This window comes from Novosphingobium rosa NBRC 15208 (assembly GCF_001598555.1).
Classification (GTDB): Bacteria; Pseudomonadota; Alphaproteobacteria; order Sphingomonadales; family Sphingomonadaceae; genus Novosphingobium; species Novosphingobium rosa.
Genome location: NZ_BCZE01000121.1, coordinates 1 through 14,197, shown reverse-complemented (window position 1 = coordinate 14,197; position 14,197 = coordinate 1). Strand labels below are relative to the sequence as shown.

The following is a 14,197-nucleotide window of genomic DNA, read 5'->3' as shown; positions in this document are numbered from 1 at the left end:
ATCTTCCTTTTCTTACAACCCCTTCCTGCCAAAACCCCCAGGCCGCCGTAAAGGCGCAGCAACACTGGCCACAGGCCGCGAAGGATAAGGCCGCGCCTCCCCGAACTCCAGCCACAGCGCGGGCAGGGGCTTGTCGCCAGCGTAGGGCCGCTCGGCGCGACTGGTGCCCTGCAGCGCCCGGATCGTGCCGCCGCTCAGCGTATCGCCATGGCGTAGTGCGGGGTCTTGCTTCAGCAGGTGGCGCAAGACCGAGGCCAGTCGCTCGCCGATGGTGTCGGCGTCGCCGGGGGCGTTCCAGGCCTCCACCTCGAAGCCGGCGAAGGGCATCAGCCCGGTGGTGGACAGCGAGACCGAGCCGGGCATGGTGGCATGGAAGGCGGTGGCGATGAACAGGGGCGCGGGCAACTCTCCGGCCTGAAGCGTTTCGGCGAAGGCGGGCAACTGCTCGGGCGCGAAAAGCATGGCATGGGCCGGGTTGGCCAGCCCGGCCAGACGCCCGGCGGCGTGCATGTCACGGGCCAGCAGCAGCAGGGCCAGCGCCATGGCGATGGCGATCTGGCGCGTGTCATCGGGTCCGGCGGCGCTGGTGTCGAGGTCGCAGGAGAGCGTGAGGCAGGCGTTGTGGGCGCGCAGCGCGGCGACGGTCTCGGTGTCCTCGGCGAGGCGGGGGTTGCGGCCCAGCGCGAGTTGCATCCACTCGGCGGGCAGGGGCAGGCGGCGCATGGCGATGCCGATGCGGCCCGGGCGGCCGGTCAGCAGGGCGCTGTGGCTGTCGCGCGGGTCGATGCGCCAGTTGCCGGCGGGGGCGTGGCCGTGGAGATCATCCTCCAGCTCTGCCCAGTCGAGCGATGGCGGCGGGCAGCCAAAGTCGTCGGGGGCGATCAGCACGGCCAGCGTGGGCAGGCGATCGGGCGAGGGGCGCTCATTGTGGAAGGCGGGGGCGATGGTGCGCGGGGCGACGGGGCTGGGGCGGTGAGGCTCGGACCCGGCGCGTTCCAGCGTGTCTCCGGCGGCGATGCGGCGGGCGATCTCCTCCATGCTGACGCCGGCCAGCCAGCCGCCATCGGAGGAGAGGCGGCACCAGACGCCGCCCGCCTCCTGAAGCATCAGCGCCTGGGCGATCAGCGCGATGACGAGGTCGCCCTCGGCGCGGTTGTCGGTGGTGGGCGGCGAAAGGGTGACATGGACGGTGTGGGGCGGCACATTGTCGCCCGCCATGGGGCTCTCGATGCAGCGCAGTTCGACGAAGAGGGGCGCGCTGTCGCCGCGTCCGCAAATCAGGTGATGGCCGCGCAGGGGGATGGTCAGGCGGGAGGCGCCATCGTCCTCCTCGCCGCAGATCCAGCGGTAGAGCGGCAGGGCGTCGGACAGCATCGTGCGCAGGCGGCCCGCGGGCAGGACTCCGGCGTGATGAAAGAGGATGGTTGGCATGGCTGTCCCAATCTACGCACAACGACGCAGGGGTGGTTTTACCGCCTCAGACTTTAAGGATTTGCTGCCAAGGAGCGGAGGGCATTGCCCGATAGGGCGCGGGGGCGGGGCGGAATACTGCAGGAAATTCCGTCTGCTGCGCCCGTTGCCGCGCTCCATGGAAACTCATACAAAGAGGGCATGGGAGCGCAAAGAGATCTGGTTATTCTGGGCGGCGGGCTGGCCGGTGGGCTGGCCGCGCTGGCCGTGACCGCGCTGCGCCCGGAATGGCGCGTGACTCTGGTGGAGGCCGGGGAGCGCTGCGGCGGCAACCATGTCTGGTCCTTTTTCGACAGCGATGTGGCGGCGGCGGACCGCTGGCTGGTCGATCCGCTGGTGGTGAAGCACTGGGGCGGGCATGCCACGCGCTTCCCCGGGGCCGCGCGTCATCTGCCCATGGGCTACAACAGCCTGACCGGAGAAAGGCTGGATGCGGTGCTGGAAGAGCGCCTGCCGGAAGGCGCGATCCTGCGCGGTTGCGCGGCGGTGGAGGTGAGCGCAACCCATGTCACGCTGGCCGATGGGCGCCGCCTGGAAGCGGGCGCGGTGCTGGATGCGCGGGGGGCTGCGGGCTTTCCCGGGCTGAAGGGCGGCTGGCAGAAATTTGTCGGTCAGATGTGGCGCACCGGGCCGCATGGGTTTGAAAAACCGGTCATTATGGACGCCACCGTGGAACAGCGGGACGGCTATCGCTTTATCTATGTGCTGCCCTTCGCGCCGGACAAGCTTTTCGTTGAGGACACCTATTATTCGGCCCACTCCGGGCTGGACCGGGATTTACTGGCGGAGCGCATCAAGGATTACGTGGCCGGGCTGGGCCTGAGCGGGGCGGAACTCGTGCATGAGGAGCAGGGCGTGTTGCCGGTTGTGGCAGGCGGTAAGATCGAGACCTATCTGGCTGCCACCCGCATCCCCGGCGTGGGGAGGATCGGCGTGCGGGCCGCGCTGTTCCATCCGCTGACCTCCTATTCGCTGCCCACGGCGGTGGAGACGGCGCTGGCCATCGCCCGCGCACCCACTCTGTCCGCGCTGGACGCGCTGTGCGAAAGCCGCGCGCGAAGCCATTGGCGGGAAAGCGCTTTCTTCCGCCTGCTGGCGAAAATGATGTTCGGCGCCGGGCAGCCAGAGCGCTGGCATCGCGTCTTCGAACGCTTCTACCGCCTTAACGAAGGGCTGATCGCCCGCTTCTATGCCGGGCGGCTGACGGCCTGGGACAAGCTGTGGCTGGTCACGGGCCGCCCGCCGGTTCCCCTCGGCGCGGCCATCGCCACGTTGATGGGCGGGGGCAATCCGCCGGCGGGGCTGGATCATCCTGGCAATGTCGGGCATGATTCGCCGCAACCATCGATCGGGTCCACAACAATGTCGCCTTCTGCCGGTCCACGCGCTTCGGGAGTCTTGCCATCATGAAACGCGCCTGTGTCATCGGCGCCGGCTTTGGCGGTCTGGCTCTGGCCATCCGCCTGCAATCCGCCGGGATCGCCACCACCATCGTGGAGGCGCGCGACAAGCCGGGCGGACGCGCCTATGTCTGGCACAAGGACGGCTACACCTTCGATGCCGGGCCCACCGTCATCACCGATCCGGCCAGCCTTGAGGAATTGTGGACGCTTTCGGGCAATCGCATGGGTTTCGATGTCGAGCTGATGCCGGTGATGCCCTTTTACCGCCTGCAATGGCCCGATGGTGTCCATTTCGACTATTCCAACGACGAGGGCGCCCTGCGTGGCGAGATCGCCCGCGTCGCCCCCGCCGATCTGGCGGGCTATGAGGATTTCCTCGGCTATGCGGCGGATGTCTATCAGGAAGGCTATGTGAAGCTGGGCCATGTGCCCTTCCTCGATTTCGCCAGCATGGTGAAGGCCGCGCCCGCGCTGATCAAGCATCAGGCCTGGCGCAGCGTCTACGATGTCGTCAGCTCCTATGTGCAGAGCGAGAAGCTGCGTGAGGCTTTGTCCTTCCACACGCTGCTGGTGGGCGGCAACCCCATGACCACCAGCTCGATCTATGCGCTGATCCACAAGCTGGAAAAGGATGGCGGCGTGTGGTGGGCCAAGGGCGGCACCAACAGGCTGGTGGCTGGCATGGTCGCTCTGTTCGAGCGGCTGGGCGGCACCCTGCGGCTGGGCGAGAAGGTGACGCGCATCCACACCATCGGCAACCGCGCCAGCGAGGTGGAAACGCAAAATGGCTGGCGCGAGCGCTTCGATGCCGTGGCCAGCAATGCCGATCTGATGCACACTTACCGCGATCTGCTGGTCGATGTGCCGCGCGGCGAGCAATACGCCAAGAAGCTGGCGCAGAAGCGCTGGTCGCCCAGCCTGTTCGTGGTGCATTTCGGCATGGAGGGCAAATGGCCCGGCATCCCGCATCACTCGATCCTCTTCGGCCCGCGCTACAAGGGCCTGCTGGAGGATATCTTCGATCATGGCGTGCTGCCGCGCGATTTTTCGATCTACCTCCACCACCCCACCATCAGCGATCCCTCGCTGGCGCCGGAAGGGCACAGCAGCTTTTATGCGCTGGTGCCCGTCGCCCATCTCGGCAAGCTGCCGATCGACTGGGACACCATCGGTCCGGTGCTGGAAAAGCGCATCCTCGACGAGATCGGCCTGCGCTTCATTCCCGACATTCACGACCGCATCACGGTCAAGTTCCACTATGCCCCGCCCGATTTCGAAAGCGATCTGTCCGCCTATATGGGCAGCGCCTTCAGCCTTGAGCCGATCCTGACGCAAAGCGCCTGGTTCCGTGGGCACAATCGTGACGATGTCATCCCCAACCTCTATCTGGTGGGGGCGGGAACCCATCCCGGCGCGGGCATTCCGGGTGTTGTCGGCAGCGCGAAAGCGACCGCCGGCCTGATGATCGAGGATTTGAGACTTTGAAGAAGATTGCTGTTTATTGCGGTTCGGCCACCCCGTCGGACCCGCGTTATGTCGAACTGGCCTATCAGGTCGGCGCCACGCTGGCGCAGCGCGGCATCGGCCTGGTCTATGGCGGCGGCAAGCTGGGCCTGATGGGCGCGGTGGCCAAGGGCGCGCTGGACAATGGCGGCCATGTCATCGGCGTGATCCCCAAGGCGCTGGAGCGCACCGAAGTCACCAACCACGATTGCTCCGAGCTGATCGTGGTGGAGGACATGCACCAGCGCAAGGCCGCCTTCACCCGCCTGTCGGACGGTTTCATCACGCTGCCCGGCGGCGTGGGCACGATGGACGAGCTGTGGGAAGCCGTCAGCTGGTCCCAGCTGGGCTATCACACCAAGCCGGTGGGCGTGCTCAACGCTTTCGGTTTCTATGACCAGCTGCTGGCCTTCAACCGCCACATGATCGAGGTGGGCTTTATCCGACCTGCCCATCAGGGCATCATCGTGGCCGAGCGGGAACTCGACCTCCTGCTCGACCGTATGGAAGCGCATGAGCCGATCAAGCCGATCGTGCAGATGGACCCCGACACGCTTTGACCTGCGCGCGCACCTTGCCCCCCCGTTCAGCGCTGGTGGAAGCTGCCTATGGCAGCATCCGGCGAGGCTCCAAAAGCTTCGCCACCGCCAGCCAGCTGATGGGGCGCGAGGTGCGCGAGAGAGTCTGGATGCTCTATGCCTGGTGCCGCGCCTGCGATGACCTTGCCGATGCGCAGGACCATGGCGGCGCGCTGGGCGACCAGACCGGCGCCGATGGTCGCCTGCGTGAAATCCGCCGCCTGACAGCGCTCGCTCTGGGCGGACGCGGCGCCGGGCGCGAGGCTTTCGATTGCCTCGGCGTGGTGGCCGCCGAATGCGGCATCGGCGCGGTGCATACCGGCGATGTGATCGCCGGATTCGCCCTCGACACCAACGGCTGGCACCCCCGCACCGAGCGCGACATGCTGGCCTATTGCTACCACGTCGCGGGCGCGGTGGGCGTGCTGATGGCGCTGGTGATGGGGGTCGATCGCGAGGATGCCGATACGCTCAACCGCGCCAGCGATCTGGGAATCGCGTTTCAGCTGGGCAACATCGCCCGCGACATCGCCGAGGACCATGCTGCCGGGCGCATTTACCTGCCCGCGCAATGGCTGGAAGAGGCGGGTATTGCGCCGGAAGCCCTGATGGCCCCCGAAAACCGTGATGCGCTGGTCGCCATGGTCGCCCGCCTCTGCGCCATGGCCGCGCGCTATGAGGCCAGCGCGCGCGTCGGCGCGGCACGGTTGCCGCTGCGCAGCCAGTGGTCGGTGCTGGCCGCCGCCGGGATTTATGGCGCGATTGCGCGCAAGGTCGCCACGAAGCGGGCGCGGGCGTGGGATGCGCGCGTGACGACCAGCAGGCCGGAGAAGCTGGGGCTGCTGCTGCGCGCGGGGGCTCAGGCGGCGAAGGCGCGGTGGCTGGGAATTATGCCTCATCCCGCCGATGTGGCGCCTGTGCCTTATGGGCGGGGTGTGTTGGCTGGGGCTGTTGCAAGGGTTTAAAAGGGAATTAAGCAGGGGGCGGCGTTTTTGGTGCCGATTTCTCAAGAGAAATCGGTTGGCCCCCTGCCCCCCCCCTGAACGTCCTCCGACACAGATAAAGCGCCAAGCCTGATCGCAGCGCAAACGTCCCGCCGCCGGAGGCAATTCTTCCCTGCGGGGAGGAGAGGTCAGGCGCAAGGATCGGGCGCCACTGCCGCTTCGTCGGGAAACGTCACGGGAGTTTGAGGGCGTAACGCCCTCAAGACTTTCTTTCCTCTAAACCCTTAAGCCACCTGTCGCGGCAACCCCGGCGGATTGCGGCGCTTGAACAGCTGGCCTTTCTCGCTGAACAGCAGCAGACCCAGAGTCAGCACCCCGGCACTTGCCAGAGCGAAGGCCAGAGGCCGCGCTGTGCCATCGAAGGCGTTGCCGATGATGATCCCCAGCACCGATCCGCCCACGATCCGGATGAACACCTGAATCGAGGCCGCCGCGCCTGCCGTGCGCGCGAAGGGCTGCAGCGCGATCGAGGAGAAATTGGCGCCCAGGAAGCCGGTGAGGCACATGTTGAGCGTCATCAGCGGCAGGAATTCCCAGATCGTCTCGCCCGGGCCCGCCAACTTCCACTGGAGGAGGCTGGTGCAGATATAGACCAGCAGTGCCCCGTGCGACACGCGCCGCGCGCCCAGCCGCATGACGATGCGCGAGTTGATGAAGGCGGTGCAGGCCATGGTCATCGCCATCCCGGCGAAGATCAGCGGGAAGCGAGCGCCGGCGCCGAAATGTTCGGCCACCAGCTGCTGGGCGGAGTTGATGTAGCCCAGCAGCGCGCCGGTCACCAGCGCATTGGCGATCACATAGCCGATGGCGGCGCGGTTGGTGATGACCTCGCCCATGGTGCGGGTCAGGCGGGTGATCTGGATGCTCTGGCGGTATTGCGGATGCAGCGTTTCGGGCAGGCGCAGCGCGGCCCAGAAGGACACGATCAGCCCCATCAGCCCCATCACGCCGAAGATCCAGCGCCAGCTTGCCGCCAGCAGCACCGCCTGCCCCACGCTGGGGGCCATCATCGGCACGATCATGAAGACCATGGAGACCAGCGACTGGGTGCGGGCCATGCGGTCGCCCTCGAAGCTGTCGCGGATGATGGCGGCGGGCAGCACGTTGAAGCCCGCGCAGGCCAGCCCCAGCAGCGCGCGCGAGACCAGCAGCATCTGAAAGCTGACCGCCAGCGCGCAGGCGGTGGTGAGCAGCACATAGAGCGCCATGCAGGTGAGCAGCACCGGACGGCGACCGAAGCGGTCGGCCAGCGTGCCGGGGACGAGGCAGCCGAGGCCGCTGAACAGCATGAAGACGCCGATCACCAACTGGCGGTGGTTGGCATCCGTCACATGCAGGTCGCTGGCGATATGGCCCAGCGCGGGCAGCATGGAATCGACCGACAGCGCCTGAAGCGCCTGAATAAAGGCCATCAGCGCGACAAATTCGCGCGAGCCCATGGTGCGGGCAACAGGTTGCTCGGGGTCGGGCTGTTCGGAGGCGGCCCTGCTGCCAGTCGTGTCGCAGGAGGCCGTGAGGGACTCGGGGGCGTTCATAATTGCCTCATGGCGGTTTGGGGCGGTCTGTGCCAGCCTTTTAGGGCGTGTGAAAATTTTCCTATGAGTTGGTGAAATTCACAGCATGAATTTGGTGTGAATTACCTTGTCAGTTTGGGCTCATCTTCTGTTGCACTGCAAAAATGGCGGAAATCGGGCGTTTTTCAAAATTGGCACGCCCCATGCTCTAGGCTTTGCATCCGCTGGAATGGTCCGGCGATGAACCAAGCAAGGGGAAGTATCATGAACAATTTCAACCGTTTCGCCACCACCCTCGCCGCCGGCTTTGGCGTTGTCGCCACCTTCGCCATCGGCATGGCCCCCATGGTCGCCCATGCCAGCGCCGTCGAAGCGCCTGTCGAGCATGTCGAAGTCGATGAAAACGGTGTGCCCAGCCTGCGCGTCTCCTATGCCGGCCTCGATCTGAACAGCGAGCAGGGCCGCAAGGATATGGACCACCGTCTGGCCCACGCCGCCACCCGCGTCTGCGAACCGCTGCGCACCGCCTCGGTCGAAGCCGATCGCTCCTCCGCCTTCCAGAGCTGCCGCCACGACGCCATCGCCCAGGGCCGCGCCGCCATCGACGGGCTGGGCAACTGAGCCGCCCTTCCGCAGGGGGCGACCGGAGGCTCCTCCCGCCCCGGCCCCCTGCCTCGATCTTCAAGACCCACGATCTTCCGGTGACAGATTTGTAGAGCCCCGGTGCGCGTCCCGCTCCGGGGCGCTACCATGTGCGGCATGGAGTCGCATTTGCCAGACGAGGATGATGACAGCGAGGAGGCCGAGGGCCTGCGCAAGATCATCCATGTCGATATGGACGCCTTCTTCGCCAGCGTCGAACAGCGCGACGATCCCTCCCTGAAAGGCCAGCCCGTGGCCGTCGGCGGCAGCCGCGCGCGGGGCGTGGTGGCGGCGGCCAGCTATGAGGCGCGGGTGTTCGGCGTGCGCTCGGCCATGCCCAGCGTGAAGGCGGTGCGCCTGTGCCCGCAGCTGATCTTCAAGCCGCCGCGTTTCGAGGTCTATCGCACCGTCTCGCGCCAGATCCGCGCGATCTTCGCCGAATTCACCCCGCTGATCGAGCCTTTGTCGCTCGACGAAGCCTATCTGGACGTGACCCAGGATCTGAAAGGCATCGGCAGCGCCACGCGCATCGCCCAGCTGATCCGCGCCCGCATCAAGGCCGAAACCAACCTGACCGCCAGCGCCGGGGTGAGCTACAACAAATTCATCGCCAAGCTGGCCAGCGACCAGAACAAGCCCGACGGCCTCTGCGTGATCCGCCCCGGCGAGGGCGCGCAATTCGTCGCCAGCCTGCCGGTGCGCCGCTTCCACGGCGTGGGCCCGCGTGGCGCGGAGAAGATGGCCGCGCTGGGCATCGTGAATGGCGCCGATCTGCGCGAGAAGGATCTGCCCTTTCTGCGCCAGCACTTCGGCGCTCAGGCGGATTATCTCTACCGCGCCGCGCGGGGCATCGACCTGCGCCGCGTGCGCCCCAACCGCCCGCGCAAGTCCATCGGCGCCGAGCGGACCTTCGAGCGCGATATCTCCACCGGCAGCAGCCTGCGCGAGGCGCTGGCGCATATCGTTGATCTCGTGTGGAACGATATCGAAAAGGTCGGCGCGAAGGGGCGGACGGTGACGTTGAAGCTGCGGCTTTCGGATTTCACGCTGCGCACGCATGCGCGTTCTCTGAACCGCGCCGTTGAGGGGCGCGAGGAACTGGCGCTTCTGGCGGGGGAACTGCTGGACAAGGTGTTGCCGCTGCCGCAACCGGTGCGGCTGATGGGGGTTATTCTTTCCGCGCTGGAGGGGAAGCAGGCGGCTTCAGCGCCTGTTGTCGCGGATGAAGGGGGGCAGCTGGATCTGTTTTGAAGGAAGGAAGCGAAAAGCGAGGGGGTTACCCCCTCGCGCTCCCATAACGTCTTCCGACGAAAAGGCAGTGGCGCAGAAGCGGTGCCCCCAGCCTCTCCACCTGCTCGACTCAAAAGCGCCGCAGGCAGTCGATCATGATAGGTTGTGCCCACGATTTTAAAGCCTGCGGCGCTTTGAATGCGTGGCTGAGGCTTCGTCAGGGCGTGACGTGGACATTAAAGGGAGCGCGAGGGCGATGGCCCTCGCATTTTACTTTTCTTCTTCCAACCAGCCTTCAATTTGCTTCTTCAGCCCTTGCGACATCGCTGCAGGCCAATCCCCCGGCGTGAAAAACGCGGCGGCAACGATCTCCCGCCCATCCGGCGCGGGCACGCCCGAGCAAAGCCCGGCCACGATGTAGGACACATTGTCCGCCCCGTGGAATGCGTCATGCGTCGCCGCGATCAGACGCGGCGCTTCCAGCACCACGCCGATTTCTTCCTCGAACTCGCGCGCGGCGGCGATCAGCGGGTCTTCGCCTTGTTTGACGCCCCCGCCCGGCGGCATCCAGTTGGCCGAACCGTAGGAGTGGCGTACCAGCAGCACGCGCCCTTGCGCGTCCATGCCCAAAACGCGGCAGCCCTGAATGCGCGGCTTTCTGATCCGCCACCAGCGGCGCCTGACCTGATGGGCCAGGCGCAGCGCAAGGCGATGGAGCGGCGCCGGGGCGAGGCCCAGCAGCCGCTCGGCAATCAGCAGAAGCATTCCACCGTCTGGTCGGTGGCGGCAAGGAGGCGGGCGACGGGCAGGTCGTTCTCGCCCTTCGCGCCGGCTTCGAACAGCTGGCGCTTGATGGAATCGCCGGTGATGAGAAAGGCCAGCGCGTCGGTGTTCACCAGCGCGGGGATGGTGAGCGAGAGGCGGTCGAAGGGGGCCTCGGGGGGCAGGGGATCGGGGGTGATGCGGATCACGCGGGCGGGGGCGGAGGCCTGTGGATCGGTGTTGGGGAAGAGGCTGGCGATATGGCCGTCCTCGCCCATGCCGAGCAGGGCCAGCGCGAAGCGGGGCGGGGTCTGCCCTTCCTCCAGCCCGACGATCTGCGCGCCGGCGGGTTCCAGCACGGCGCGGATCTTGGCGAGGTTGGAGGCGGGGTGATCCTCGGGCACCATGCGGTCGTCATTGGGCCAGACGCTGATCCGCGCGAAGGGCAGGTCATGCTTCACCAGCGCGCTGAGCACCGGGAAGGGGGTGCGGCCGCCCGGCACGGTGATGGCGATGGGGCCATCAGTGGCGTCAAGGGCGGCGGAAATCCGGTCTGCCAGCCACTGGGCGATGGCGACGGGATCGGCGGCGGGGGTGAGGGTGATGGTAGCCATGCCCACCGGGATAGCACCCGCGGCGGGCATGGGGAACGGTGTGCAAAGCTATGCTGTGCAGGGAAAGGGATTAAATCGGCTGACGGGCGCTGTTGCCGTCCAGCACGGCGGCGATCGGGATGGGCAGCGGCGCGAGGGGCTTTTTGGCCTGCCACATGCGGCCGATTTTGCGGATCATGGCGGTCAGCGGCTGCTCAAGCACGGCATGGCACACCAGACCGGCGGTGATCGCTGCAAGGAAGATCGCGGCGAAAAGCAGATGGGGCGGCAGTCCGGTCAGATGCAGCCTGGCGGTCAGCTTGGCATTGGCCTGCGCCAGAAAGGAAATCGCCGCCGAATGGACGAGGTAGATCGAATAGGAGGCATCGCCCAGCTTCAGGACCAGCGCCGGGGGGCGGAAAGCGAAGCGCTTCTCGCACAGCACCACGCCGGTGACGATCAGGCTGAAGCTGAGGGCCAGCGCGGCCATCAGGGGCGGGTTGCGGGTGTCGGCGCTCATTTCATGGGCGCTGAAGGACAGCAGGCCCGCGCAGAGCATCGCGCCTGCCGTAAGGAAGGCGATGCCATATTGCGCGCTGAAGCGGCGCGAGGCCCACCAGCTGGCCATGCCCAGCAGGAAATAGAGGTTCCAGCTGTGCAGCATGCCCCAGTCGGGCGCGATATAGCCCCAGTCCGGCAGGGGGGTGAACAGGTTGCGCGTTACGATGGCGGCGGCCCACAGGGCCACGGCGATCAGCCCCGCGCGGCGCGAGATCAGGAAGAGCATGAAGAACAGGTAGAACTTCACCTCGAACAGCAGCGACCATGCCACCTTGAGCGGGATGGAGGGCATATCGGTCAGGCTCAGCAGCGAATAGGCGCTGAGCAGATGCAGCGGCTCCAGCTTGAAATCGGCATGGCCCAGACCGACCAGCGCCGCCGCGATAAAGCCGCTGCTGAGGATCCAGTAGAGCGGATAGATGCGGGTGAAGCGCCGCCAGAGATAGGCCGCGATCCGGTGCGGCTGGCCGATGTCCTTCGCATGGGCGTGGACGATGATGAAGCCGCTGATGACGAAGAACAGGCCAACGCCGGTCCAGCCTTTCAGCGCCAGCGTTTCGAAGATCTTCAGGCCACCATAGTCGGGCTGGGCCAGAATGACATGCGTGTGAAGAAAGGCGACGCACAGCACAGCAAGACCGCGCAAGGCCTGAACCGAAAGGATCAGCTCAGGTTTACGCGGAACTTGATCGGAGGCGGCGTCCGTCTCTGGCATGGCAAAGGCATCCCATTCTGGAGGGTGGCTGTTCGCTTTGAAGAAAGGCCCTGAAGAGAAATGTTAATTTTAAGTTACGGTAATATGTAGCATTACCGATGGCGGTTCAATCGGTGAATCCGCACCGAGGGCCTGAATAAAACCCTTGATTTACAAATTATTAACGAGAATTTACACGTAGTTGTACCAATGCGAGACAGGGGGTGTTCGCGCTGCGGACGCCTTGCACGGCTTTCGCTGTCGCCCCGTCTTGCGGAGTCGTGATGATCCGGCCCTCCGGGCGTGGATTGCCCGGCGGATTTTTTGAACGGAATGGGATCAGATTGCCGTCAGCCGCTGGAGTGGCTTTACCCCGTTTTCGCAAGTCGCGGGGTGATGCCCCGGCTTGAAAACGCTCTAATGGTTCCGCACCACGCGCAGGAAGGCTTCGCCATAGGCTTCCAGCTTGCGCGCGCCCACGCCATTCACCTGCCCCAGTTCGTCCAGCGATTGGGGGCGGGCCAGAGCGATTTCGCGCAGCGTGGCGTCATGGAAGATGACATAGGGGGGCACATTGCCCTCCTTGGCCAGATCGCGACGCAAGCCGCGCAGCGCCTCGAACAGCGGATCGCCCACCGGATTGGCGCTGTTGCCGGAGCGATCGCGGCGCTTGCCCTTTTCCCGCGGTGGCGGGCGGGTGATCAGCACGGCGGCCTCGCCGCGCAGGATGTCGCGGGCGTCTCCGGCCAGACGGAGCCCGCCATGCTCGGTGGTGTCGAGGCTGCCGCGTGCCTGCAGGGCGCGGGCCAGCGGGCGCAGCAGTTGCGCCTCCTCGGCATCGACGATGTTGAAGACGGTCAGCTCGTCATGCCGGCGGGCGCGGACCTTCTCGTCCTCCACCCCGGTCAGCACATTGGCGATATGGCCCAGACCGAAGCTCTGCCCGGTGCGGTAGATCGCCGAGAGCAGCTTGCGCGCCAAATCGGTGGCGTCGATCACATCGGGCGCCTGCAGGCAATTGTCGCAATTGCCGCAGCTGGCGGGCGGCTCCTCGCCGAAATGCCGGCGCAGCAGGGCGCGGCGGCACGCGGCGGTCTCCACCAGCGCGGCCATGGAGTTCAGCCGGGCCAGTTCCCCCGGGCGGCGTTCCTCCTCGACTTCGGAAAGCCGCTGGCGGGCCTTGGCGAAATCCTCCGCGCCCCACAGCATCAGGGCGTGGGCGGGGTCACCATCGCGGCCCGCGCGGCCCGTTTCCTGATAGTAGGCCTCGATCGACTTGGGCAGGCCCGCATGCGCCACAAAGCGCACATCCGGCTTGTCGATCCCCATGCCGAAAGCGATGGTGGCCACCATCACCATGTCCTCGCTGGCCACGAAAGCGGCCTGATTGGCGGCGCGCGTCTCGGGCGGCAGGCCGGCGTGATAGGGCAGCACGGCGCGCCCGGTGGCCTCCAGTGCTTCGGCCATGCGCTCCACCCCGGCACGGGTCTGCGCGTAAACGATGCCCGAGCCCGGCGTGTCGGCGATCAGCCGCTTGATCTGCGCCAGCGGATTGTCGCGCGCGGCGATGGTGTAGCGGATGTTGGGCCGGTCGAACCCCGCGACGATCATGCCATCGCCGGGGATGCCAAGCTGGTCGAGGATATCGTGGCGGGTGTGTTCATCCGCCGTGGCGGTCAGCGCTAGCCTCGGTACGCCGGGAAAGGCGTCCATCATCGGGCGCAGCAGGCGGTAATCCGGGCGGAAATCATGGCCCCACTGGCTGACGCAATGCGCCTCGTCGATGGCGAAAAGGCTGATATGCGCCTGCTCCAGCAGATCGCGGAAATGGCTCTGGCTGGCGCGCTCCGGCGCGACGTACAGCAAATCTAGCGCGCCATCGAGCAGTTGCGCCATCGTCTGGCCGCGATCCATATCCGCGCTGGTCAGGCTGGCGGCGCGGATGCCATTGGCACGGGCAGAGCGGAGTTGGTCATGCATCAGCGCGATCAGCGGGCTGACCACCACGCAGGTGCCGGGCAGCATGGTGGCAGGCAACTGATAGGTCAGCGATTTGCCCGCGCCCGTGGGCATGATGGCCAGCGTGGAGTGGCCGCCCAGAATGCGCTCGACCACCTGCTGTTGCACGCCTCTGAAGCCGGTGAAGCCGAAGGTTTTATGCAGCGCTTCGATGGGGTCGAGGAGGGTTTCTGAGGTGATCACGGATTTGAGTATGGCAGAATCAGGAAGGAAAAAGAAGATGC

Annotated in this window: 12 protein-coding genes; 6 read left to right on the top strand and 6 right to left on the bottom strand. The window is 66.1% G+C overall.

What is annotated here, in order from left to right; translation table 11 throughout:
- Positions 1-12: 12 nt before the first annotated feature.
- Complete coding sequence (locus SR3_RS28735) at positions 13-1,431, bottom strand: DUF4261 domain-containing protein (RefSeq protein ID WP_068094333.1); 1,419 nt, start codon at positions 1,429-1,431, stop codon at positions 13-15.
- Positions 1,432-1,611: 180 nt separating this feature from the next.
- On the opposite strand from SR3_RS28735, the gene crtY reads away from it, so the two are divergent.
- The 4 genes from crtY to SR3_RS28715 are packed head-to-tail and all read left to right on the top strand — an operon-like array spanning position 1,612 to position 5,919.
- Positions 1,612-2,880, top strand: coding sequence for a lycopene beta-cyclase CrtY (gene crtY, locus SR3_RS28730; protein ID WP_084456032.1), 1,269 nt, complete (start codon positions 1,612-1,614; stop codon positions 2,878-2,880).
- On the top strand, positions 2,877-4,358 hold the full coding sequence (locus SR3_RS28725) for a phytoene desaturase (protein ID WP_068094326.1): 1,482 nt from the start codon (positions 2,877-2,879) through the stop codon (positions 4,356-4,358). Before crtY ends, SR3_RS28725 begins: the two co-directional genes overlap by 4 nt.
- The gene (locus SR3_RS28720) at positions 4,355-4,936 is read left to right on the top strand and encodes an LOG family protein (protein WP_068094321.1); all 582 of its coding nucleotides are present in this window, start codon (positions 4,355-4,357) and stop codon (positions 4,934-4,936) included. The genes SR3_RS28725 and SR3_RS28720 overlap by 4 nt, the downstream gene beginning before the upstream one ends.
- A gap of 14 nt (positions 4,937-4,950) precedes the next feature.
- A complete protein-coding gene (locus tag SR3_RS28715) occupies positions 4,951-5,919 on the top strand; it encodes a phytoene/squalene synthase family protein (protein ID WP_068094342.1) in 969 nt (322 codons plus the stop codon).
- Between the two features lie 263 nt (positions 5,920-6,182).
- Here the strand turns inward: SR3_RS28715 and SR3_RS28710 are convergent, their stop codons facing one another.
- Positions 6,183-7,493, bottom strand: coding sequence for a multidrug effflux MFS transporter (locus SR3_RS28710; RefSeq protein WP_245654147.1), 1,311 nt, complete (start codon positions 7,491-7,493; stop codon positions 6,183-6,185).
- Between the two features lie 243 nt (positions 7,494-7,736).
- Between SR3_RS28710 and SR3_RS28705 the strand changes: the two genes are divergently transcribed.
- Positions 7,737-8,093, top strand: a complete 357-nt coding sequence (locus SR3_RS28705; RefSeq protein ID WP_068094309.1) for a UrcA family protein — start codon at positions 7,737-7,739, stop codon at positions 8,091-8,093.
- 129 nt (positions 8,094-8,222) lie between these two features.
- A complete protein-coding gene (dinB, locus tag SR3_RS28700) occupies positions 8,223-9,365 on the top strand; it encodes a DNA polymerase IV (RefSeq protein WP_407668222.1) in 1,143 nt (380 codons plus the stop codon).
- Between the two features lie 249 nt (positions 9,366-9,614).
- Here dinB and SR3_RS28695 read toward each other — a convergent pair whose 3' ends face one another.
- The 4 genes from SR3_RS28695 to recQ all read right to left on the bottom strand — a co-directional run bounded on the left by SR3_RS28695 (position 9,615) and on the right by recQ (position 14,156).
- Positions 9,615-10,109 carry an NUDIX domain-containing protein gene (locus SR3_RS28695; RefSeq protein ID WP_068094305.1) on the bottom strand — a complete coding sequence of 165 codons (495 nt, stop codon included), beginning with the start codon at positions 10,107-10,109 and terminating at the stop codon, positions 9,615-9,617.
- Positions 10,097-10,720, bottom strand: a complete 624-nt coding sequence (locus SR3_RS28690) for a 6-phosphogluconolactonase (RefSeq protein ID WP_068094334.1) — start codon at positions 10,718-10,720, stop codon at positions 10,097-10,099. Before SR3_RS28690 ends, SR3_RS28695 begins: the two co-directional genes overlap by 13 nt.
- A gap of 70 nt (positions 10,721-10,790) precedes the next feature.
- Entirely contained in the window at positions 10,791-11,975 is a 1,185-nt protein-coding gene (locus SR3_RS28685; RefSeq protein ID WP_068094303.1) for an acyltransferase family protein, read from the bottom strand.
- A 396-nt stretch (positions 11,976-12,371) separates the two neighbouring features.
- Positions 12,372-14,156 carry a DNA helicase RecQ gene (gene recQ, locus SR3_RS28680; RefSeq protein WP_157099190.1) on the bottom strand — a complete coding sequence of 595 codons (1,785 nt, stop codon included), beginning with the start codon at positions 14,154-14,156 and terminating at the stop codon, positions 12,372-12,374.
- Positions 14,157-14,197: the final 41 nt, after the last annotated feature.

Coding starts and splice junctions, on each gene's coding strand:
- SR3_RS28735 (WP_068094333.1), bottom strand. CDS start 1,431: ATGCCAACCATCCTCTTTCATCACGCCGGAGTCCTGCCCGCGGGCCGC.
- crtY (WP_084456032.1), top strand. CDS start 1,612: ATGGGAGCGCAAAGAGATCTGGTTATTCTGGGCGGCGGGCTGGCCGGT.
- SR3_RS28725 (WP_068094326.1), top strand. CDS start 2,877: ATGAAACGCGCCTGTGTCATCGGCGCCGGCTTTGGCGGTCTGGCTCTG.
- SR3_RS28710 (WP_245654147.1), bottom strand. CDS start 7,493: ATGAACGCCCCCGAGTCCCTCACGGCCTCCTGCGACACGACTGGCAGC.
- SR3_RS28705 (WP_068094309.1), top strand. CDS start 7,737: ATGAACAATTTCAACCGTTTCGCCACCACCCTCGCCGCCGGCTTTGGC.
- dinB (WP_407668222.1), top strand. CDS start 8,223: ATGTGCGGCATGGAGTCGCATTTGCCAGACGAGGATGATGACAGCGAG.
- SR3_RS28695 (WP_068094305.1), bottom strand. CDS start 10,109: ATGCTTCTGCTGATTGCCGAGCGGCTGCTGGGCCTCGCCCCGGCGCCG.
- SR3_RS28690 (WP_068094334.1), bottom strand. CDS start 10,720: ATGGCTACCATCACCCTCACCCCCGCCGCCGATCCCGTCGCCATCGCC.
- SR3_RS28685 (WP_068094303.1), bottom strand. CDS start 11,975: ATGCCAGAGACGGACGCCGCCTCCGATCAAGTTCCGCGTAAACCTGAG.